This is a genomic window from Streptomyces europaeiscabiei (genome assembly GCF_036346855.1).
Classification (GTDB): domain Bacteria; phylum Actinomycetota; class Actinomycetes; order Streptomycetales; family Streptomycetaceae; genus Streptomyces; species Streptomyces europaeiscabiei.
This window is the reverse complement of sequence record NZ_CP107841.1, coordinates 10,489,449-10,511,973: the sequence shown is the minus strand read 5'-3', so window position 1 is coordinate 10,511,973 and position 22,525 is coordinate 10,489,449. Positions and strand designations below refer to the sequence as shown.

At 69.3% G+C, this 22,525-nt stretch carries 14 protein-coding genes and 3 pseudogenes; 9 read left to right on the top strand and 8 right to left on the bottom strand.

What is annotated here, in order from left to right; translation table 11 throughout:
• Positions 1–153: 153 nt before the first annotated feature.
• A pseudogene (locus OG858_RS48430) lies at positions 154–282 on the bottom strand (ABC transporter ATP-binding protein); the annotation flags it as partial.
• Here OG858_RS48430 and OG858_RS45700 point away from each other — a divergent pair.
• Both OG858_RS45700 and OG858_RS45695 read left to right on the top strand, forming a co-directional pair.
• A pseudogene (locus tag OG858_RS45700) lies at positions 280–459 on the top strand (DDE-type integrase/transposase/recombinase); the annotation flags it as partial. The pseudogenes OG858_RS48430 and OG858_RS45700 sit on opposite strands and share 3 nt — an antisense overlap.
• Positions 460–1,167: 708 nt before the next feature.
• Positions 1,168–1,680 (top strand): RICIN domain-containing protein, encoded by a 513-nt coding sequence (locus OG858_RS45695; RefSeq protein WP_086752841.1) that lies wholly within the window; start codon positions 1,168–1,170, stop codon positions 1,678–1,680.
• A gap of 134 nt (positions 1,681–1,814) precedes the next feature.
• Here OG858_RS45695 and OG858_RS45690 read toward each other — a convergent pair whose 3' ends face one another.
• Positions 1,815–4,916 (bottom strand): ATP-binding protein, encoded by a 3,102-nt coding sequence (locus OG858_RS45690; RefSeq protein ID WP_327725929.1) that lies wholly within the window; start codon positions 4,914–4,916, stop codon positions 1,815–1,817.
• A 311-nt stretch (positions 4,917–5,227) separates the two neighbouring features.
• Here OG858_RS45690 and OG858_RS45685 point away from each other — a divergent pair.
• Positions 5,228–5,425 (top strand): annotated as a pseudogene (locus OG858_RS45685) (transposase); the annotation flags it as partial.
• Between the two features lie 234 nt (positions 5,426–5,659).
• Here OG858_RS45685 and OG858_RS45680 read toward each other — a convergent pair.
• Positions 5,660–7,204 (bottom strand): flavin-containing monooxygenase, encoded by a 1,545-nt coding sequence (locus OG858_RS45680; protein ID WP_327745689.1) that lies wholly within the window; start codon positions 7,202–7,204, stop codon positions 5,660–5,662.
• Positions 7,205–7,397: 193 nt separating this feature from the next.
• Here OG858_RS45680 and OG858_RS45675 point away from each other — a divergent pair, with 193 nt between their 5' ends.
• Complete coding sequence (locus OG858_RS45675) at positions 7,398–7,976, top strand: Rieske (2Fe-2S) protein (RefSeq protein WP_330346581.1); 579 nt, start codon at positions 7,398–7,400, stop codon at positions 7,974–7,976.
• A gap of 437 nt (positions 7,977–8,413) precedes the next feature.
• On the opposite strand, the gene OG858_RS45670 is transcribed toward OG858_RS45675, so the two are convergent.
• Positions 8,414–9,301 carry a LysR family transcriptional regulator gene (locus OG858_RS45670; RefSeq protein ID WP_319320162.1) on the bottom strand — a complete coding sequence of 296 codons (888 nt, stop codon included), beginning with the start codon at positions 9,299–9,301 and terminating at the stop codon, positions 8,414–8,416.
• A 120-nt stretch (positions 9,302–9,421) separates the two neighbouring features.
• Between OG858_RS45670 and OG858_RS45665 the strand changes: the two genes are divergently transcribed.
• The 5 genes from OG858_RS45665 (at position 9,422) to OG858_RS45645 (ending at position 14,554) form a co-directional block, all read left to right on the top strand.
• Entirely contained in the window at positions 9,422–10,429 is a 1,008-nt protein-coding gene (locus OG858_RS45665) for a tripartite tricarboxylate transporter substrate binding protein (RefSeq protein ID WP_319320159.1), read from the top strand.
• Complete coding sequence (locus tag OG858_RS45660; RefSeq protein ID WP_327725926.1) at positions 10,429–10,929, top strand: tripartite tricarboxylate transporter TctB family protein; 501 nt, start codon at positions 10,429–10,431, stop codon at positions 10,927–10,929. Before OG858_RS45665 ends, OG858_RS45660 begins: the two co-directional genes overlap by 1 nt.
• Positions 10,930–10,959: 30 nt before the next feature.
• Positions 10,960–12,471, top strand: coding sequence for a tripartite tricarboxylate transporter permease (locus OG858_RS45655; protein ID WP_086746596.1), 1,512 nt, complete (start codon positions 10,960–10,962; stop codon positions 12,469–12,471).
• 62 nt (positions 12,472–12,533) lie between these two features.
• The gene (locus OG858_RS45650) at positions 12,534–12,659 is read left to right on the top strand and encodes a hypothetical protein (protein WP_319269700.1); all 126 of its coding nucleotides are present in this window, start codon (positions 12,534–12,536) and stop codon (positions 12,657–12,659) included.
• A gap of 284 nt (positions 12,660–12,943) precedes the next feature.
• A complete protein-coding gene (locus tag OG858_RS45645) occupies positions 12,944–14,554 on the top strand; it encodes an alpha/beta hydrolase (RefSeq protein ID WP_319320157.1) in 1,611 nt (536 codons plus the stop codon).
• A gap of 334 nt (positions 14,555–14,888) precedes the next feature.
• Here OG858_RS45645 and tkt read toward each other — a convergent pair whose 3' ends face one another.
• From tkt to OG858_RS45625, 4 genes are all read right to left on the bottom strand, one after another.
• A complete protein-coding gene (gene tkt / locus OG858_RS45640) occupies positions 14,889–18,164 on the bottom strand; it encodes a transketolase (RefSeq protein ID WP_328543770.1) in 3,276 nt (1,091 codons plus the stop codon).
• A 162-nt stretch (positions 18,165–18,326) separates the two neighbouring features.
• The gene (locus tag OG858_RS45635) at positions 18,327–19,445 is read right to left on the bottom strand and encodes a substrate-binding domain-containing protein (protein ID WP_328545256.1); all 1,119 of its coding nucleotides are present in this window, start codon (positions 19,443–19,445) and stop codon (positions 18,327–18,329) included.
• Positions 19,446–19,559: 114 nt separating this feature from the next.
• Positions 19,560–20,813: an ABC transporter permease gene (locus OG858_RS45630; RefSeq protein WP_086752420.1), complete on the bottom strand. Its 1,254-nt coding sequence runs from the start codon at positions 20,811–20,813 to the stop codon at positions 19,560–19,562.
• Positions 20,813–22,381, bottom strand: coding sequence for a sugar ABC transporter ATP-binding protein (locus tag OG858_RS45625; protein ID WP_406202105.1), 1,569 nt, complete (start codon positions 22,379–22,381; stop codon positions 20,813–20,815). Before OG858_RS45625 ends, OG858_RS45630 begins: the two co-directional genes overlap by 1 nt.
• Positions 22,382–22,525 lie beyond the last annotated feature (144 nt).

The following is a 22,525-nucleotide window of genomic DNA, read 5'->3' as shown; positions in this document are numbered from 1 at the left end:
GTCTCGTACGCATGCCCGTACGCCCCCCGGAACACGGAGTATGCCGAGGGGTGATCAGGTGCTCAATAGACGAGAAGGAGGCAAGAATTCCGTCGGCCGACTGTTACACGGCCGTCGGAACTCCGTTACAGGGTCGGGGGGATACGCACGCGTGTTCTCCTTGACGCTGATCCGGCCCTTGCGGATCGTCGCCGGGCGCGGAGCCATCTGCGCGATCGCCGAGTCGTGGGTGACCATCACGAAGGTCAGGCCGAGTTCCTCCCACATGCGCTCGAGTGCATCCGCTCCTACGGCGCGGCCCACCGCGAGGTCATGCACTCCGTCGAGCACCGCTCCCACAAGGGCCTCAACAACCGGGCCGAGAACAGCCACCAGCCCACCCGCCAGGGTGAACGGGCGACGAAGGGCTTCCACGGCATCGGCGCAGCCCAGCGGTTCCTGTCCGCGTTCAGCGGGATCTCACCCACTTCCGGCCCCACCGCCACTTGGTGGCCGCACCCGACTACCGGGCCGAGATGATCATCCGCTTCGCCATCTGGGACCACCCCACCGGCACCGCCGGCCGGCCCACCACGACCTGAGCACACAGCCGCCACCGGCCTCACCCACGCCCTGACACTCCCTCACCCGAACTACGCACTCGATAAGTCGACAGCGCCAGCCGAAAGCCTGGTCGAGGGTGGGCTCGGCGTCCGGGGGGGGACGGACAGCCGCTCCAGGGCGCGCCGGTCGGCCTCCTCCAGGACGGCCTGGATGAGGCCGTCCGTGCTGCGAAGCGGTGGATCAGGGCGGAGGGGGTGGCGCCGACCCGCTCGGCGATGGCGGCGACGCCCGTGCCACCGACATGCGCGGCAGGAAGGCGCCACACCGGACGGGAAACGGGCAGATCCGTGATGGTCGGCATGGACGCGGGCAGCGGGGACCGGATGGCCTTGGGTGTGCTGAAACGGACGGGCCGCCGCCGCGCTCCTGGTTTGTTCCGGTAGATCTTCCGGTAGTCCGTCCGGTTCTTCTTCCTGGTGCCCGTGCCCGTCTCAATGATCTGCTGTACATGGTCAAGCGGCCCCTCCTCGTCGAGTACGGGAGGGTGCCGCCCATGAGTGACCTTGGCATGCCCATGACCTATCGACCTTCTGGGTGCAGCCGTTCCAGGAAAGGGAAAAGCACATGCATTCCACTATCAAGACAGGGCGACGCGCCCTGGTGGTCCTGGCCATCGCGACGTCGGCGGTGACCACAGCACCGCTCGTCGGCACGGCCGCAGGGTCGACTGCCGGCACACAAGTCCTGACGACCTTCGCGGACAAGTGTTTCGACGTTGAGGGCGGCAGCATCGACGACTACGCGCCGATCATCCAGTACAGCTGCAAGGGCTCCTTCAACCAGCAGTTCAGGATCACCGATGCCGGAAACGGTCAGGTCGAGATCCGGACCTTCGCGGACAAGTGTCTCGACGTCAAGGGCGCCGGCACGGACGACTACACGCCGATCATCCAGTACACCTGCACCGGCGCCGACAACCAGCGGTTCAAGGTCGCCGCAGTCGCCAACGGTCAGGTCGAGGTCCGCACGTTCGCGGGCAAGTGCCTTGACGTCAAGGCGGCCAGTCCCGACGACTACACGTCAATCATCCAGTACAGCTGCACGAGCGCGTACAACCAGCGGTTCTGGATCGACTGACCGGAACCGCCCCCGGGGGGAGGCGCGATGCGGCAGGCCGGCCATCGCCCCTGCCGCATCGCCGCCCAGCCCGGCGCATGTCGGAGCCTGCTGTCCGATGCCGCCCTCGACGGGATCGTCGCGAACCGCGGCACCTACCGGACGTGGCCGGCTCCGGCCAGGCCCACCAGTTCCGCCCTGTTGGTCACCTTCAGCTTGCGGCCCACCCGCTCCACCAGGCCGGTCACGTCCCGCGGAGTCAGCAGCAGGGCCTGGGCCACCTGGCGGTCACTGTGACCGGCGCCGATCAGTTCCGCCACCCGGTGCTCGGTCGGCGACAGGCTCGGAGCCACCGCCGACGGGGCCTTCGGGCGCACCCCCAGCTCGGTCAGCGCCCGGCGTATCCGGCCGGCCAGGAGGAGACTGCCGCAGGTCTCTGCGAGGTCCAGCGCCTGGGTGAGAAGCCGGCAGCCCTGGTCGGCCTCGCCTCTGCGTGACAGCGCGACGCCCAACTCGTACCGGGCCCGGGCCAGCTCCAGGCAAGCCGGGGCCCCCTCAAGAACAGCGACGGCCTCGTGCAGAAGGGCCTCTCCCTCGGGGCCGCCCATGACGACACCCAGGCAGCGCGACGCCACGCCGATCACCCGCCCGGTGCCCCAGCGGTGAGCCAACTCCACTTCCTCGGTGGCCAGTTGGAGCGCGTCGGTCCGTTGCCCGAGCGCCAGATGCAGCAGGGCTGCCCGCGACCGCCAGGGCGCCACGGCCAGGTTCGTGACCCGCGTCCGCTTCTCCTGTGCACCGTACTCCAGCAGGACCGTGAGGGCGGCGGCCCGGTTGCCCATCGCGGCGTACGCCCGGCTGCGTGCGAGGAGCATCGGTCCCTGCCACACCCAGCCGGCCCGGTCGGTGTCGGCGTCCGGTACCAGCAGCCGTGCGGCCGAGGCCGGGTCGCCCCGCTCGATCAGCGATTCGCCCACCAGGGCCATCAGCGCCAGCTGGGCCCGATGCTCCAGGTCCTGGCCGTTCGTGGTGGCGGGATGACCGAAATCCGCGGTGAGGGCCTGCTGTCGGCCCCGGCGCGCATGGACCGTGAGCTGCCATACCGTCGCCGTCGACACCATGAGGAACATGCCCCACCGCGCACCGATGTCGGCGATCTGGTCGAACCGCGCGGCTGCGTCGTCGAGACGGTCGGTGGCCAGGAAGGCCATCCCGGCCAGGCTCACGAGCATCTGCGACTGGTCCATGGCCGCCAACCCGCCGCGCAGGGCCCGGTCGAGAAGGCTGTTGGTGACCGCGGCGCTGGCATCCCCGGTGACGGCCGAGGCGGCGAGCGCGGCCAGGACCGCGCACTCACCCGGAGTGTCACCGGCCAGTTTGTGACCCCACAGCCGGCTTGCGAGGTGCCGGGCCGCGGGGAGAGTGGACAGCTGGTCATAACCGATCAGGAGCATCTGGGCCTGGAGAAACCAGGACACTTCACGGGCCGTCCCGGTGCCGTCGTCGGCTTGCCGCAGATCCTCCACGGCGCGGGCGAGCACTTCGACTGCGTCCGCGTGCTCATGCCCGAGGAACAGCGCGTTGGCGAGCAGGTAGGCCGCCTGGGCACGGGAGTACGGGTCCGTCAACGCGGCCGAGGCCTGCGTCAGATGATGCCGCGCGGCGCCGATATCGAGCTGTAACTCGTCGCCGCCCAGCTCCAGCAGCAGCGGGCCGCGTTCTTTGCCCGTCATCGGCTCCCGCAGGGCCCGGCGCAGATAGGCTGCGGTGATCTCCGGGGCACCTCGGCCGCGTGTGGCCCGTGCCGCTTGCCGCAGGGCGTCGACGCGCCAGGCCTCACCGCTGGGTTCAGCCAGCAGCAGGTGGGCGGCCACCCGATCGCCGGCCGCCCCCTCGCGTCGCAGCAGTTCGGCCGCCCGCGCGTGTCCGGCGGCCAGCCGCACCGGTCCGACGACGGTCTCGGCGATCGCGGCGCGGACCAGGGGGTGGTCGAATCGCGCCGCCTCGCCAGAGGCCAGCACACCGATCCGCTGCAACCTGCTGCGGTGCTCCCGGGCCTGCGCCTCGCCCAACTCCGCCAGTTCGGCAGCGAGATGCCAGTCGGCCCCGTCCCCCAGCACCGCCAGGGCCTCGACCAGACGCCGGGTCGGCTCCGGCTGGCCCATCAGCCGCTTGACCACGGTGTCCGCCAGGATCCGGCCGCGGAACTCCTCGACCAGATGCGCCTGGTCACCGGCGGGCCCGACCCCGTTGTCGGCCAGGGTCCGCAGTAACTCGCGCAGCAGCAGGGGGTTGCCCTGGGTCGCCTCGGCGCAGGCGGCGGTGAACCGCGGTTCGGCGTCCTGGCCCAGACTCGCCCGCACCAGCCGGGCCACGCTGTCGGCGCCCAGAGCCGGCAGCCCGACCTGCAGGCAGTCCGGCTGGGCGGCGATCCTTTCCAGCAGCGGCTCGGCCTGGGTCCCGCTGCCAGGCCGTGCCGCCAGCACCAGCAGCAACGGCAGACCGCGCAGTCGCCTCGTCAGGTACTCCAGCCACCGTATGGACGGGCCGTCCGCCCAGTGCACGTCGTCGACCACCAGAGCGAGCGGCCCGTCGTCCGTGACATGCACCATCAGCCAGTACAGGCTGTGCAACAGGCCCAGTGCCGCCTCGGGCGACAGTCCTCCGCTGTCGCCGTCGCCGGCCACCCGCAGGGCGTGCGACGCCGGCTCCGCCGGGCCCGACAACAGCCGCTGCCGCCCGGCATGCCCGGCGCGGGCCAGCAGCGGCTCGACCAGCTGCCGCAGTACGGCGAAGGCGAAGTCCTGCTCCAGTTCTCCCCCGCTGCCCCGCACCACCCTGATCCCCCGCGACCGCTCGGCCGCCGCCCAGGCGTTCACCAGGGTGGTCTTCCCCATCCCCGCACCCGCCCGCACCAGCACCACTCCACCCCGGCCGGCCCGGGCCTCACCGGCAGCGCGCTCCAGTACCGCCAGCTGACCGCGGCGATCGAGCAGACCTGATCCCGTCACACCGTCATCGGCCAAGGGACCGCCCTGCCGACCAGTACGCCCGGCGGCGAGCAGCGCCGCAGCGTCGGCGTCGGCCAGCCCCAGCGCCGACACCAGCAGCTCGGCCGTGCGCCGCTGCGGCCGCTGCCGACGGCCCCGCTCCAGATCCCTGATCGACCTGGCCGTCAGCCCGGCGGCCTCGGCGAGCCCTTCCTGCGTCAGCCCCGAAGCCCGGCGCAAATCCCGCAACATCTCACCGAACGTCATCACACGCTCCCCACGGTCAGCCCAGGACGCCGACCACCGAGAGAATGTGACGGTGTGCCGTCATGCCACTACTGATCATCGTTGTCGGGCCAGGACCCTACCGGGGGACCGCGAGGCCTGCCAGTACGACTCCTGGCACACAGACTCCCTAGAGGGATCAGTGAACTCCTGCCTCTCGTTTGCCAGTTGCACTCGCGTCACGCAGGAAGACCTCCCGTTCCAGACCCTCGCCGAGGAAGCCGATGGCGCCGAGTAGGCCCGGACGCCCTGCAGCCGGCGGCCACCTCACGCCCGAGGCCAGGCCCTGCCGTCACCCCGGTCAGCGCCGCCCGGGGCTCTCGCCCGCCCAGCTGGCCACCGTCTGTGTGCTGCAGTTCCTGCTCGGTCTGTCGGACCGGCAGGCGGCCTGGGCGGTTCGCTGCCGCATCGATTTCAAGTACGCGCTGGCCATGGAGCTGGACGATCCCGGCTTCCATCACTGCGTGCTGGCCGATTTCCGCGAACGTCTCACCGAGGGCGGCCGAGCCGACCGTCTCCTCGACCTGGCGTGAAACCAAGCGACTCGACTCCGCTCAACAAGGGACGGTCCGGAGCTATCACCGGTCGCGGACGGTTCAGTCTCCTCGGCAACTCGGTAATTCGGTCGGCGAATTCGCCGACCGGGATGGACCGGGCGTCGTGTGTCCGGCGGCGCACTCCTGCGCACTGCTCCGGACAGCCGTCTGACATCAGTTGACCGTGACCTACCGGAGCCGGTCCGAGGGCCGGGCGGGCAGACCTTCCCACTCGGCGCCGACCCGGGTCTGCAGCGGCAGCGGCAGCGACCAGCTGTAGACCTCCGGGTCGAAGGTGTGCAGGCGCTTGACGAGCCTGGCGGTCGACCATGGCCAGCAAAAGGTGTTGATGCCCGGGAGGCCGAAGTAGTAGCCGGTGCTGCCGGCGGCGTTGTAGACGGTGTCGCGCAGCGCCTCGTGCAGAGACCGCTGGTGGGCTGCTTCGGCCTCGGGCGTGACATCCAGAGCAGACGACCCGCTGACGCGCAGGTGCTCGAGGGCGGCGGTGATGTAGCGGAGCTGGGCTTCGAGGACGGTAGGGACGGCGGTGGTGCCGGTGAGCAGGTTCGGGCCGATGAGCAGGAAGAGGTTGGGGTGTCCGCTGACGCTCGTGCCCAGGTAGGCACGGCGGCTGTCGGCCCAGGACTGGGCCAACGTGCCCTCCGTGCCGTGCAGATGAGGGGCCAGCGGGATGTCGCCGACGTGGTATCCGGTCGCGAGGACGATGATGTCGGCTCGGGTGCGGGTGCCGTCGGCGCCGACGACGTAGGTGCCCTCCACAGCAGTCACCCGGGTGGGATGCAGCCGCACATTGGCCCGGGTGAGGGCAGCGTAGTAGCTGCCGGAGGTGATCAGGCGGCGGCCGCCGAGGCGATAGTCAGGAGTGAGGGCCCGGCGCAGGGCGCGGTCCCGTACCGAGGTACGCAGGTGGAAGCGGGCCAGGGCCTCCAAGGGCCTCAACAGGTGAGGGTGACGCAGGGGCACGCCGATGGTTTCCTGAGTCAAGTGGTGCAGGCCGCGCAGTGCGCGGCGTGCTGCCGGGTGGTGATCGAGGAAGCGGTGGAGCCCGGGAGAGAGAGGGTAGTCAGGTTTCGGAAGCACCCACTGCGGCGTGCTCTGGAAGACGTCGACATGAGCCGTCTTCGGCTGAATTTCGGGCAGAAACTGCACGGTTGACGCTCCAGTGCCCACCACTGCCACGCGCCGTCCGGTCAGGTCGACTTCGTGATTCCAGCGGGCGGAGTGGAAGACGGCGCCGGGGAAAGTGTCGAGGCCGGCGATGTCGGGATAGCGGGGCCGATGCCAAGGGCCGGTGGCAACGATCACAACGCGGGCGGTATATGTGCCCGACGTGGTCTGCAGGTGCCAGCGGTGTGCTTCCGGCTCCCAGCGGCTGCTCAACACCTCGGTGCCGTAGCGGATCGCTTTGTGCACGCCGTGCGTTGCCGCAGTGGTGTCGAGGTACTCGAGAATCTCGGACCGGTCGGCGAAGCCCCGGCTCCACGCGTGGGGTGCGAAGGAGTATTCGTACAGCACCGACGGTACGTCGCAGCCGCATCCGGGGTAGGTGTTGTCGCGCCAAGTGCCGCCGAGGCGACGGGACTTCTCCAGCACGACGACGTCATCGAAACCGGCTCGGCGCAGCGCGATCACGGCGGCCACGCCGGAGAGGCCAGCCCCGATGACGAGGACTTCCGCTTCATGATGATGGTTGTCGATCCTGTCGTCGGCCACCAGCGCCCGCCCCTTGTCTGCCTCGTGAGCATCCCGGCGCTGCTGCCGAGCCGCCCCCCGTCGCCTACTCAGAGCGACCGATCGTAGGGCTACCCCGCACCGTCTGTGGCGATATGACTGGCAGTTACCTCATAAGGGTGATCTTGCTAGGTGGGCTGAATGCAGTGTGTTCCCCTGTGTTTGGCTGCCGACCATGACGATGAGGGACGAACTGCCCAGCTCTCGTGGTCCCCACGCCGATGGCCACGAGCCGGGGCGGCACCTGCCCTACCCCAGTGGCTGGTTCTGCCTGGCTCGTTCACGAGAACTGGCCCCCGGTCATGTCCTGACCCGCCGCCTCATGGACGAGGACATCGTCCTCTACCGCACGCGCGACGGCCGGCCCCGCGCGGTGCATCCCTACTGTCCTCACCTGGGCGCTCATCTGGGGGCGGGCGGCGCCGTGGAGGGCCAGAACCTGGTATGCCCCTTCCATCGTTTCGCCTTCGCCCCCGATGGCACGTGCGTCGGCACGCCCGACGGTCCGCCCCCGCGCGCCCGCCTGCAGCACCACTCCATCAGCGAGCGCAACGGCTTCCTCTTCGCCTGGTACGAACCGGATGGCGCTCCACCCACCTGGGAAATCCCCGGCACCGCCCAGGCCGGGGTCGTTCCGACAGCCGCCTGGAGCACGGAAGTAGCAGTGACCGACCTGGAGAACGTGTGCCCTCGATGCACACCCAGCGCGAGCACGCCGATTATCTGCTCGGCCTGGGCGTGCACTACATCCTGATCGTGAAAGGGAACCAGAAGTGAGAACGAGTGCCATCCCGGACCAGTACGAGGTCCGCCGCTACGTGGGCTGGTACCGGCACATCAACCTGGCCATGCTCGCCCACGCATTCCTGACGGCGATGACCGCCCACGCCCTCGAAAAAGAGGGCCGAAGAATCGGTCCGAGCAGCCTCGTTCCCCTCACCATGACAGGAGTGGGACGGCTCCTGGATCTTGCCCGTCCCCCGGCGGACCGGCTCCGGCATACCTCGCACCGGCTCCACTGGCCCCACTGGCGCGGACGCCACCAAGCCATAGCCCGCCACGACCACTACCAACGCCGCACGCACCCCGATCGGGCGAGTCACGAACCACCACCGACCTGGTGGAGCGTCAGTCAAGTAGATTCCAAACAAGGCCTCCGAACAGGGAAAACGGAGAACCGCGACGGGAGTACTAGGGGCTGATGTCCTCCAGGGCGATCAGTGCGCGGGCGAGTGCGGGATTGCGCGAGTGTCGGGGCCACAGCAGATGCAGTTCCACGGGTTCGGGGATATGCGTAGCCAGTGGTACGAACGCAACGTTGGGGATGCGGAGCAACATTGCGGAGGCAGGGACGAAGGCGACACCGCGGTTGGCAGACACCAGCCACAGCATCGTGAGCACTTGGCTTACGCTGTGCACCACGCGTTCCTGTGCCAGCGGGACCATGCTCACCATCAGGTCGTAGAAGTACCGGGCCTTTTGCTGCGAGTGGAAGATCAACGGCTCCCCGGTGAGGTCCTCGGCGCCCACGGGGCGGTCGAGGTCTACCAGCCTGTGCTCCGCGGGCACGGCGAGCAGCAGGGCCTCCCGGTGGAGCAGCCGGGAGTCGAAGAGCTCGGAGTCGAACGGCGGGCGCGCGAGGCCCAGATGGAGGTCCTCGCTGGCCAGCGCCGCGATCTGCTCGCGGGTGACCATCTCGTAGAGTTCGATGCGCACATCCGGCAACTGCTGTTCCAGCCGGTTGAGCAGGTGGCCGAGCGTGCCGAACGTTGAAGCCGCGGTGAAGCCAAGACGAACCACACCGCGCGATCCCGAGTGGATGCGCTGCGCCAGGTTCGGCGCCGCCTCGGCGATGGCCAGGATGCGTCGCGCCTCGACAAGGAAGGCCTCGCCGGCCGGAGTCAGCTCCACATGACGGTTGTCGCGTTCGAGTAGTTGGACGCCGATGGCGGCCTCGAGCTTCTGTATCTGGCGACTCAGCGGTGGCTGGGTCATACGCAGTCGCGCGGCCGCCCGGCCGAAGTGCAACTCCTCGGCAACGGCCACCAATCCGCGGAGTTGCTCCAGGGTGTAACCCATGCAAAGAAGGTATCAGCCTATGCACTAACGGAGTTGGACAGGCATGAAGGGTGATCATAAGCTGCGCGACAGCGTGGACCGCGGCACCCCCACCACACTCATCGCGCTTGGGGAGAATTCATGCAGAACAGGCTTCGGGTGCGCCGCTGCATCGCGGCTGCAGCCACACTCGCCGCTACGCTCGCTTTGGCCGGCTGCGGCGGAAACGTCGGGGATCAGAAGTCCGAGGACGACGCCTCCTTCCCGGACCGCGGGATCACCCTCCTCGTCGGCCAGGACGCCGGCGGCAGCACCGACCTCACCGCGCGGGCGGTCGCCGATCCCGCGGACTCCGACCTCAAGCAGACCGTCACCGTGCTCAACAAGCCTGGCGCCAACGGCGCCCTCGCCGCGAAAGAGCTCGCCGGTGCCAAGGCCGACGGCTACACGCTGATGGTCTTCGTGGGCTCTCTGGCGTACATAACCCCGCTGGCTGTCCCGGCCGACGAAGCCGTGGACATCAACGACTACGAGGTCGTCACCGGCCTCTCCCAGGACGACTACGTCCTCGTCGCCAGCGCCGAGTCCGGCTTCAAGACGGTCAAGGACATCGTCGACGCCAAGAAGGCCATCAAGTACGGCACCACCGGCGTCGGCACGGGCAGCCACCTCAGTCAGGCACTGCTGTTCTCCCAGGCGAAGGTCGACGCGACCGCGGTGCCGTTCGACGGCGGCGCCCCCACGCTCACCGCAGTCATGGGCGGCCAGGTCGACGTCGCCTCCGTCCAACTCGGCGAGGCCCAACCCCAGATCAAGGCCGGCAGGATAGCCCCGCTGGTGACGTTCGCGGACAAGCGGCCCTCGTACATGCCGGACACCCCGACAGCCGTCGAAGCGGGCTACGACGTCCCAGTCCAGCAGTCACGCGCGATCGTCGCCCCCAAGGGCACCCCCAAGGATGTCGTCGTGCGACTGCGAACGGCGTTCCAGAAGGTGTTCGCCGACGCGGAGTACAAGGACTTCAACACGCAGCGACTGCTCACTCCCAACGAGGTGGACGGTCCCACCGTGATCGACCAGTGGACGGCCGCGCTGAAGAAGTACCGCGACCTCACGGGCCAGTACAAGATCGACCTGAGCGAAGACTGATGGGCTCGCCCACGGAGATCCCGTCGGCTGCAGGTGAACCCGCCGACGAGAATCGACCTCCGGCGGCAGGCCCGGCGACCCAGCTCGTCACGGCCGTCGTCGTCGTGGCTCTCGGTGCCACCGCGCTCACGGGGGCGCTGAATCTGGGCGTCGGGAGCCCCGCCAAGCCCGGCCCTGGCACCTGGCCTGCCCTCGTGAGCGCGGCACTGACCGTCCTCGGTGTCCTCCTGGCCGCCAATGCCCGGCGCATGGACGACGCCGAGCAGTTCACCCGTACCGGACTTCTCGTTCTCGTAGCCGTCGGCAGCATGGTCGCGTTCGTGGCGGTCGTCGGCGTCGTCGGCTTCGAGATCCCTGCGGCGCTCCTGACGTTTTTCTGGCTCCGCGTGCTCGGACGGGAGAGCTGGCGGACCTCCATCGCCGTCAGCCTCGTCCTCACGATCGTCCTCTACGCGCTGTTCGTCGGCGCGCTCGAGGTGACCATCCCCCACCTGTTCTGACCCGATACCACCACACGTCTGGGAGGGCCGTTGGACGTATCCCCCGTGCTCGACGGCTTCGCCGTCGTTCTTGAGCCGGTCAACCTTCTGTACTGCCTGGTCGGTGTACTCATCGGCATGCTGGTGGGTGTCCTGCCCGGTCTGGGACCGGCCGCGACCATAGCCATTCTCCTCCCGATCACCCTGGGCATCGAACCCGTGACCGCGATCATCATGGTGGCGGGCATCTTCTACGGCGCGCAGTACGGCGGCACCGTCACCTCCGTACTCCTGCGCCTGCCGGGCGAGGCGTCCTCGGTGGTGACCGTCTTCGACGGACACGCGCTCGCCCGTCAAGGCCGGGCAGGCACGGCTCTGGGCATAGCCGCGATCGGCTCCTTCGTCGGAGGAACCCTTTCGGTCATCGCCCTGACCCTCGTCGCACCCGTGGTCGCCGAGTTCGCACTCGACTTCGGTCCGCCCGAATACACACTGCTGGCCCTGCTCGGCATCCTGCTCGTAGCCACGGTCTCCAGCGGCGGCATGCTCAAGGCCCTCATCGCCGCGACCATCGGCCTGCTCCTGGCCACTGTGGGCCGCGACGGATTCACCAGCACCGAACGCTTCACGTTCGACAGCCTGTCGCTGGCCGACGGCCTGGACTTCGTGCCCATCGCCATGGGCCTCTTCGGCCTCGGCGAGATCCTCTACACCCTGGAGGAGCGCCACCGCGTCGTGCACGCACCGACCACCGTCGCCAACGTCTGGCCGAGCCGGACCGACCTACGGCAGTCCTCCGGCGCCATCGGCCGCGGCGGCGTCCTCGGCTTCCTTCTCGGCATCCTCCCCGGAGGCGGAGCGGTACTTGCCTCGCTCGCCGCCTACGCCCTGGAAAAACGCCGGTCCCGTCATCCCGAGCGGTTCGGCCACGGCGCCGTCGAAGGGGTGGCCGCCCCCGAGACCGCCAACAACGCCGCCGCCACATCGTCGTTCATCCCGCTTCTGTCCCTGGGCATACCCGCCAACGCCACCATGGCAGTCATCTTCGGCGCCCTGCTGATCCAGGGCATCACCCCGGGCCCACAGCTTGTCACCGAGCATCCCGAGCTGTTCTGGGGCGTCGTCAACTCGATGTACCTCGGGAACATCCTCCTGCTGATCATGAGCATCCCGCTGGTCGGGATGTTCGTGCGCATCCTGCGCATACGCCCGTCCATCCTCGCCCCCATCACGGTGCTCATCACTCTCATAGGTGCCTACACCGTCAACAACAGCATCTTCGACATCGGTTTGGTGGTCTTCTTCGGCGTCATCGGATACCTGATGAAGAAGCTCGGATTCGACCCCGGCCCGCTCGTGCTGGCCTTCGTCCTGGGATCGCTGCTGGAGACCTCGCTTCGCCGCTCACTGCTGATGTTCGACGGAGACCCGGGCGGTTTCGTCACACGCCCGATCTCCGGAACCCTTCTCGTGCTGTTCCTCGCCGTGGCACTGGCACCCGCCGTACGCAGGTTCTGGCCCAACCGCAAAGAACCCTTCGACCCAAGCAAGGAGACGGTATGACCGTCCGCATGGTGCGCTGCCGACGCATGTGATGTGTGCGGTGCCGGTTCACGCGCCAGCTGGTGCAGGAGCCGCTCCCGTCCCGGCGGGGTGACGGCGGTCAGCAGCGGTTCGGTGCGGAGAAGGCCGCGAACGCGGTGATGACCACCGTCTGTGAGCTGCTGCGATTCAGTGTCAGCTACTGCTGAGTTCCGTCCTGGGCCGCTGTTCGACCGACTCAACAGAGGTACCTCGCCTATCTCCCGCCCGGCTGCAACGCCGGCCAGGACGGGCCGTTCCGCACGGTACGCGCCCGCGAGCTGAAGGTCATCGCAGCGAACGGCGGCATCAACTGGCACGGCCGGTATCTGGCATCTGGCATCTGGCATCTGGCATCTGGCATCTGATCCAGCGTCATGTTGCTTGTCCTGCAAGCACGTTGCGGGACATGCTGTGATCCATCTGTGAACTGCTACCCCATGGAGGAACGTCCGTGCCGTTCAACCCCCCACTGGCCCCACGTTCGAGAGGGCGCCGGAGACTGGCCGTCGGAGCCCTGGTCACCGCACTGTTCGGCCAACTGCTCGCCGGCACCGCCGTCGCCGCCCCCTCGGACACGAAACCCTCGGCCAAGACTCCGTCGCCCGGGCGCATAGCCTGGGAGCCATGTGAATCACCCTCGGGCCAGGGCACTTTCGAGTGCGCCACCGTCAAGGTTCCCGTGGACTGGAAGCGCCCGCGCGGCGCCACCATCGACCTGGCCCTCGCCCGCCACCTGGCGACCGACCCCGAGCACCGCATCGGCTCGCTGCTGATCAACCCCGGTGGCCCGGGCGGCTCCGGCGTCGGCTTCGCTTTCAGCGCCCCCGAGTCCTTCTCGCCCGAACTGCTGGAGCGTTTCGACATCGTGGGCTTCGACCCGCGCGGTGTCGGCCTCAGTAACCCGGTGATGTGCGACGAGGACCGGGTGGCCGCACAGGGCGCGCTGCTCTATCCGGACAGCGCCTCGTCCTTCGCCGCCCTCCGTGAGGCGAACCGCGCGCTCGGCGAGAACTGCCACGACCTCACCGGCCCGCTCGTCGACCACATGGACACCGCGAGCGTCATCCGCGACATGGAGGCGATACGCGTCGGCCTCGGCGAGAAGCGGATCAGCTACTACGGCGTCTCGTACGGGACCGGGATCGGCCAGCAGTACGCCGAGCGCTATCCGCACCGTGTCCGCGCGATGACGCTCGACTCGAACATGGACCACAGTCTCGACAACTGGAACTACCAGAAGACCGAGACCGTCGCGATGGAGGAGTCGTACGGCCAGTTCGCCGACTGGTGCGCCCGTACGCCGTCCTGCGTGCTCCACGACCGTGATGCCCGCGCCCTGTTCGACTCGCTCTACCGGCGCGCCGAGGCCGGTGAGCTGGTCCTGCCGGGCGACCCGCCCTACACCGTCACCACCCAGGATCTCCAGGGCGTCGCCTTCGGCTACATGTACGACCCGGCCACCTGGTTCGACTTCGCCCAGTTCCTCGCCGACACGGACGCCGCCGACCCCGCCGCGGGACGGACCCTCCGGCAGCGTGGTGAGCCGACCCCGTTCGGATATCTGCCGGTGATGTGCCAGGACTACGACTTCGACGTGTCCTCGTACGCCACCCTCGCCCGCTACGAGCGCAAGCTCGCCCGGCTTGCCCCCGTCACCCGGCTCAGCTCCCTCGCCTGGACCGACCTGACCGGCTGCCAGGACTGGCCTGCCGAGGTGACCAACCCGCCGCACCGGCTCCGTGTCGACGGCACCCCGCCGATCCTGCTGACCAACAGCCGTTTCGACGTGGCCACCCCGCACTCCTGGGGCTCCAACGCGGCCCGCCAGATCGGCCGCGAGGCCGTGTTCGTCACATACGACGGTGTCGGCCACGGCGACTACTGGCTGAGCCCGTGCGCACGTGACGCCATCGACACCTATCTCATCACCCTCAAGGCCCCCCGCAAGGGCATCCACTGCCCCGCGGTCTGGCCGGCCGGGCCCTCCGCCCAGCGGCAGTCGCCGAGCGGTGGTCTCGTCAACCCGCTGCCCGACCTGCTGGGCGCAGGCACGCACCGGTGAGCTCCGCGAAGCGGCCTGGTCTGCCACAGGCCTGACCGAGGGGGCGCGACCCTGGCCACCGGAGCCGCGCCCCCTCGCACGCATCGGACGCCGCTCGTCCAGTCGTCGGCCACGCCGATCACCAGGCGGTCGGGCGATGGGTCGTCCCGAACGGCAGCCCGACACGGAACCGAGACCGATCCACATCTCGCCCGCACTTCATGCGTACCTCAGTGCGGTGGAACTGGCTGCATAGGAAGGTCTCCACAGAACGGGGGAATGACAATGCTCCGTTCCCTCCGCTCCCAGCCCGTCACGCACCCACCTCGGCCCCTCTCGGAGCCGGCCGACCATCTCAGTCGCCAAGAGCGGGCGCCTTGGGCGGCCGCGCATGCCGTACGGCGTTCAGGAGGCTGTCCCAGGACTGCTGGAACTTCTGAAGCCCTTGCTCCTCCAGGACGTGGGCGACATTGCGGTAGGAGATGCCCAGCCCGGCGAGGGCATCGAGGTCGGCGCGGGCCTGCTCGTACGTCCCGGCGATGGTGTTGCCGGTGATCTCGCCGTGGTCGGCAGTGGCATCGAGGGTGGCCTCCGGCATGGTGTTGACCGTGCCCGGTGCGACCAGTTCGGTGATGTAGAGGGTGTCGGGATAAGAGGGGTCCTTGACCCCCGTCGAGGCCCACAGGGGGCGCTGCTTGTTCGCCCGGTCCCGGTCGAGGGCGGTCCAGGCGCCGGAGGGCTGTGTCGATCCGTCGGCAGAGCCGAACACCGCCTCGTAAGCCTGGTAGGCAAGGCGGGCGTTGGCCAGTGCGGACTTGCCGCGGGCCTCCTTGGCCTCCGGGGTGCCGATCGCGTCCAGCCGCTTGTCGATCTCGGTGTCGACGCGGGACACGAAGAAGGACGCCACGGAGTGGATCCTGGAGAGGTCAAGACCACGCTCCTTGGCCTTCTCCAGGCCTGCGAGGTATGCGTCCATGACCTCGCGGTAGCGGGCGAGCGAGAAGATCAGTGTGACGTTGACGCTGATGCCCATGCCGATGACCTCGGTGATCGCCGGCAGGCCCGCCTTGGTGGCCGGGATCTTGATGAGGGTGTTGGGGCGGTCCACCAGCCAGGCGAGCTGCTTGGCCTCCGCCACGGTCGCGGCCGTACCGTGCGCGAGACGCGGATCGACCTCGATGGAAACCCAGCCGTCGCGGCCGCCGGTGGCGTCGAAGACCGGGCACAGGATGTCGGCGGCGTCGCGGACGTCCGCCGTCGTGATCATGCGGACGGCCTCGGAAACCGTCACCCCACGCAGCGCCAGTTCACGGATCTGGTCCGCGTAGTCGTCCCCCTTGCCGACCGCCTGCTCGAAGATGGTGGGGTTGGTGGTCACGCCGACCACATGCTTGCGCTTGATCAGTTCGGCGAGGTTGCCGGAGGTGATCCGTCTGCGGGAGAGGTCGTCCAGCCAGATCGCGACGCCTTCCTCTGAAAGGTGCTTGAGTGCGTCGCTTGTCATGGAAGTCGCTTCCCCTACCTGGTGGTGCTTGCGGTTGGGGCCGCGGTCCAGGGCGGCGATGGACTCCCGGGCCTTGGCGGCCACGTTCTCGGCAGTGAAGCCGAACTCCTGGAAGAGGACCTTGCCGTCGGCCGAAGCGCCGAAGTGCTCCAGCGAAACGATGCGGCCGGCGTCACCGACGTACCGGTGCCAGGTCAGACCGATACCGGCCTCGACCGCGACCCGCGCCTTGACGGCCGGCGGCAGAACGCTGTCCCGGTACCCCTGGTCCTGCTCCTCGAACCACTCCACGGACGGCATGGACACCACCCGGGTGGGCACGCCCTGCGCCTGGAGCCGCTCACGGGCCTCCACGGCCACGTGCACCTCGGACCCGGTGGCGATCAGGACGACCTGGGCGTCGCCGCCCTCGGCGTCGAACAGGACGTAACCACCCTTGGCGGCATTCTCGTTGGCCTCGTACGTCGGCACGCCCTGGCGGGTGAGCGCCAGACCGTGCGGGGCGCCCTTGCCGAACTCCTTGGTCCAGCGCTTGAGGATCTCGCGCCAGGCGATCGTCGTCTCGTTGGCGTCGGCCGGGCGGACGATGTTCAGGCCCGGGATCGCCCGCAGGGAGGCCAGGTGTTCGACCGGCTGGTGGGTCGGGCCGTCCTCGCCGAGACCGATGGAGTCGTGCGTCCAGACGTACGTCACCGGCAGGTGCATCAGCGCGGACAGGCGTACGGCGTTGCGCATGTAGTCGGAGAACACCAGGAACGTGCCGCCGAAGATACGGGTGTTGCCGTGCAGCGCGATGCCGTTCATCTCCGCGGCCATGGAGTGCTCGCGGATGCCGAAGTGGATCGTGCGGCCGTAGGGGTTCGCCTCCGCCAGCGGGTTGTCCGCCGGGAGGAAGGACGACGTCTTGTCGATCGTCGTGTTGTTCGAACCGGCGAGGTCGGCCGAGCCGCCCCACAGTTCGGGGACGACCGCGCCGAGCGCCTGCAGGACCTTGCCGGACGCGGCACGCGTCGCGACGCTCTTGCCCGTCTCGAACTCCGGCAGGTGCGACTCCCAGCCCTCGGGCAGCTCGCCCGCGCTGATCCGGTCGAACTCCGCGGCCCGCTCGGCGTTGCCGTCGCGCCACTCCTGGAGCTGCTTCTCCCAGACGGCACGGGCCTCACGGCCACGCTCGCCCAGGGCGCGCGTGTGCGCGATGACCTCGCCCGCGACCTCGAAGTTCTTCTCCGGGTCGAAGCCGAGAACCCGCTTGGTGGCCGCGACCTCGTCCGCGCCGAGTGCCGAGCCGTGCGCGGCCTCGGTGTTCTGCGCGTTGGGGGCGGGCCAGGCGATGATCGAGCGCATCGCGATGAACGACGGCCTGTCGGTGACGGCCTTCGCGGCCTCGATCGCCTCGAACAGCGCGGCCGGGTCGAGGTCGCCGTTCGCCTTCGGCTCGACGCGCTGCACGTGCCAGCCGTACGCCTCGTACCGCTTGGCGGTGTCCTCGGAGACGGCCGTCTCGGTGTCGCCCTCGATCGAGATGTGGTTGTCGTCCCACAACAGGACCAGGTTGCCGAGCTTCTGGTGACCGGCCAGCGAGGACGCCTCGGCGGAGATGCCCTCCTGGAGACAGCCGTCACCGGCGATCACGAAGATGTGGTGATCGAACGGCGACTCGCCGACGGCGGTCTCGGGGTCGAACAGACCGCGCTCGTAACGGGCGGCCATCGCCATGCCCACCGCGTTGGCGACACCCTGGCCCAGCGGCCCGGTCGTCGTCTCGACGGCCTTGGTGTGCCCGTACTCCGGGTGACCGGGGGTCTTCGAACCCCACGTCCGAAACGCCTTCAGGTCATGCAGCTCCAGACCGAAACCGGCCAGGTAGAGCTGCGTGTAGAGAGTCAGGGACGAGTGGCCCGCGGACAGCACGAAACGGTCGCGCCCGACCCAGTCGGGGTCGGCGGGGTCGTGGCGCATCACCTTCTGGAAGAGGGTGTACGCGGCGGGCGCGAGGCTCATCGCCGTACCCGGATGGCCGTTGCCGACCCTCTGTACGGCGTCGACTGCGAGGACTCGGGCGGTGTCCACGGCCCGCTGGTCCAACTCGGTCCACTCGGGGGCGGAAGCGGTCGAGTGCGGATTCACGCGTGAGCTCCTGTGTCTACGGAAGGAATGTGAGGACGTGGGGAATGTGAGGACGGGCGGATGAAGAGGGGGGACCGGGGCCGAGGGAGCGGCCCCTCCCGCCGGGGAGGGACGGGAGGGGCGGGAGGGACCGGAAGGACGTGCCGGCGCCGACGGTGTCGACTACTTGCCCCAGAGCTTCCGGTACGCCTCGCGGTATCCCTCCGGGTCCCAGGAGGAGCCGCCGCCGCTGTTGGCCGCCGTGGTGATGTGTACCGGGGCGATGTAGCCGCTGGCGGGCTTGCCGGCGAAGGCGCGGTTGAACTCGTCGACGATCTGCCAGCCCTGCTCGGACAACGGTTCCGGCACCGTGGCCGCCTGGAACTGCTTGCTGCTGATGCGCTGGAAGGCCGAGGGGTCGCCGTCGCCGGCGCCTATGTTGAACGGGGCACCGTTGCCCTGCTTGCCGCCCGCTCGCAGCGCGGGTGCCGCGTCGGCGAAGTACAGGTCGTTGATGGCCACCGAGTGCGTCCACTTGGTGCCGAAGCGGGACAGCAGCGCGGAGACCTCCTGGGGAGTACGGCTGCTGGCGTCGGCGATCGGGATGTTGGAGGTGGACAGCACCTTGGTGTCGGAGCAGGTGGCGAGCTCCTTCTCGATCAGGTCCGACTTGCCCTTGGCGAACGGGATGGAGGCATCGGTGAAGACCACCACGCCGGCCCGGCCGTTGGACTGGCTGATGACCCAGTCGGCGCTGATCTTCGCGACGTCCTCGACCTTGGTGGTGATGTTGCTGAAGAGCTTCGGGGCCTTGCTGGGCCCGGGGGTGCCGACGGCGTGCCAGCCGATGAGCGGGATGCCTGCGGCGTTGGCCTGCGCGACCTGCTGTGCGGTCGACTTGGGGTCGAAGCCGGACAGGACGATGCCGTCGGGCTTCACGGCGACGGCCTGGCTGACGGCGGCCTGGATACCGGCCGGGGTGCCCTGGCCGTCGATGATCCGCGCCTTCCAGCCGATGGCCTTGGCGGCCTCCTTGACGCCTTCGGCGGCGCCGGCGACGCCGGGATTGGTCATGCTCTGGGCGACGTAGACGACCGTCTTGCCGGGGACCGCCTTGGGGCCCGTGGTCGGCCCGCCCCAGGGGGCGTCGACGGCCTCGGCGCCCGCGACCGCCTTCTTCGCCTTCGCCAGGACCGCCGGACATCCGGCCTTCGAGGACTCGCCGACGGAGGTGGAGCCGGAGCTCTCGGAGCCCCGGGTGCAGCCTGCGACGGAAGCGGTGAGCATGGCCAGGGCGGCCATGGCTCTGATGGTTGCCTTGCGAGTGGGGTGGTACGACACGGCGGTGCTCCTTGAGGACGGTACGACAGGCTGGAGGCGAGCAGGCGGCGAGACGGGCGCGGAGGTCGTCCGCGGTCAGGGGGTGTGTGGCGCGTCGTCGTCGGACGCGGTGGTGGCGGACGGACCGGGCGCGGCAGGAGCGGGCTGCTCCGTCGCGGGTTCCGTCCCGGGCGTGGACAGTGAGCGGCGGGTGGCACTGGCGCCGGCGCGCAGTCTGCGGCGGGCGGAGTAACCGGCCAGGCCGACCGCGAGGAGCAGCGTGCCGCCGTTGAACAGGGAGGTCGCCCAGAACTCGGCGCCGAGCTGCTGGATGCCGGCCAGGCCGATGGCGAGGATGGCGACGGCCACGACGGTTCCGGCGGCGTTGGCTCGGCCCGGTTTGATGGCGGTGGAGCCGAGCAGGGCGCCGACGAAGGCGGGCAACAGGTAGTCCATGCCGACACTCGGGTTGCCGATCTGCTGCTGTGCGGCGAGCAGGACGCCCGCGAAGCCGACGACGAGTCCGGACCCGGCGAAGGCATAGATGCCGTACCGGCGGGTGGGGATGCCGACGAGGTCGGCGGCGCGGGCGTTGGAGCCGATGACGTACAGGTAGCGGCCGAGCGGCAGGCGCTCCAGCAGCAGCCAGAGCACCACGGCGAGCGCGAGGACGTAGAACGCGGGGACCGGCAGGCCGAGGAACGAGGAGTCGTACAGGTCGGTGAAGGCCGGGGGCAGGCCGCCTGGGCCGGGCACGATTCGGGCGCCGTCGGTGATCCAGCCGGTGCAGGCGTACAGGAGGCTGCCGGTGCCGAGGGTGGCGATGAAGGAGTCGATCTTGGCGAACTCCACCAGCAGGCCGTTGAGCACCCCGACGATGCCGCCGCCGAGGATGACGACGACGCAGGCGATCGGCCAGGGCCAGCCGCTGTTCACGATGAGCTGCATGGCCAGGACGTGGGCGAAGCCGAGTCCGTAGCCGACGGAGAGGTCGAACTTGCCGGTGACGATGGGGATCATCGCGCCGAGGGCGAGGATCGCGGGGATCGACTGGTTGGAAAGGATCGACGAGGCGTTGTCCATCGTCGGGAAGGTGTCCGGCAGGGCCAGCGCGAAGATCACGAACAGCAGGAGGGTCAGGCCGAGCAGGCCGTAGGTGCCGATGAGGTGGCCGCCGCGCAGCCGGGCGACGAGGGAGCCGCTGCTCGCGTCCTTGTCGGCGCCGACCGGGAACTGCTTGCGCGACCCGCGGGGTGTTCCCTTGTTTGCGCCGTCCCCGACGGTCCCGTCCTGCGGTGGGGTTCCGCCGTGGTCGGCCCGCGGTCGGGCGGCTTCGGTCTCGGTGGCCATCAGTTGTCCGCCGTTCCGGTCAGCGCCGGCATGGCCGACGCGGCGTGGGTGAGTTCGGTGACGGTGAGGGCTTCGCCGCTGAGTTCGGCGGTCACGTGGCCCCGTACGAAGACCAGGGCGCGGTGACACACGTCGGCGACTTCCTCGAAGTCCGTGGAGATGAGGAGGACAGCGAGTCCTTGGGCGAGCGCGTCGTCGAGCAGGCGATAGATCTCCGCCTTGGCGCCGACGTCGACTCCCGCGGTCGGCTCCTCCAGGATCACGACGCGCCTGCTGAGGCGCAGCCAGCGGCCGATCATGACCTTCTGCTGGTTGCCGCCGGAGAGGGTCGCGATGGGTGCCTCGGAGTTGGCCGGGCGTACGCCGAACCTCTCGATCAGCGCTGTCGCCTGGGCGCGCTCGCGTGACGGGCTGATCCAGCGCCACGGGGAGCGGCTGTCGGCCCGCGGGTTGGCCAGGAAGTTCTCCCTGACGGTGAGTTCGAGGGCGCAGCCCTCCTCCTGGCGGTTGCTGGTGACGAAGCCGATGCCCGCGTCGACGGCCGCTGCGGGCGAGTCGGGCCGGTAAGGCCTGCCGTCGAGCAGTGCCTCACCGTCCTGGATCGGCCGGGAACCGGCGAGGGCACGGCCGAGGTCCATGTGGCCGGCGCCGGTGAGGCCGACCATGCCGAGGACCTCCCCGGCGCGCAGTTCCAGGTCGACGGGGCCCGCGCCCTCGGTGGTGACACCGGTGAGACGCAGCACGGTAGGGGCCTCGCCGGTGGGGGCCTTGGGGCCGGGCTCGGGGCGGTGGGTCTCCGCTTCGTGGCCGACGATGTCGCGCACGATGCGGTCGGGGCCGTGGTCGGCGAGGCGGCCCTCGCTGATGAGGTGACCGTCGCGCAGGACCGCGAAGCTGTCGGCGACCTGGTAGACCTCGTCGAGCCGGTGGCTGACGTAGACGATGCCGTGTCCTCGGTCGCGCAGGGTGTGCAGGACGTCGAAGAGGCGGGCGCAGTCCGCGGCGGGCAGGCTCGCGGTGGGTTCGTCAAGGACGATGAGCCGGGCCCGGGTGGAGAGGGCGCGGGCGATGGCGACGAGGGAGCGCTCGGCGCGGGTGAGGTCGGCGACCGCGGCGTCCGGGTCGAGGTGACCGGCGACGATGTCCAGCGCCTCGGTGCTGCGCTCGCGGACCTGCTTCCAGGAGACGAGCCCGGCGCGGCGCGGGTAGCCGGTGCCGAGCGCGATGTTCTCGGCGACCGTCATCCATTCGACGAGGCCGAGGTCCTGGTGGATGAAGGACATCTCCGCGGAGGCTGCCTCGGTGCCGAGCGGGTGGCCCGCGACCGTGACCTCGCCCTGGTCCGCTTTGTAGACCCCGGCGAGGACCTTGATCAGGGTCGACTTACCGGCACCGTTGTGACCCAATAGGGCGAGAACCCTGCCCGGGTGAAGGTCGAGGTCGACGTCGGCGAGGGCGAGAGTGCCGCCGAATCGCTTGCGCAGCCCCCGGATGCTCACCAAGGGGCGGTGTGGAGATGTGTCAGCTATGTCAGCTGTGTCGGCTGTGTCATCGGGAGCGTCATACACGGACTTCTCCGAAGGGATCTGCCAGCCGAGGACCATTCCATCGGCTCGACCAGAATCCTGTACAGCTACCAGCATGTTGGTCAATGGTTCTGCGGTTTTTTATTGCCCCAAAGTTACGGCGGCCGTACGGAGAGATCTCCGTAC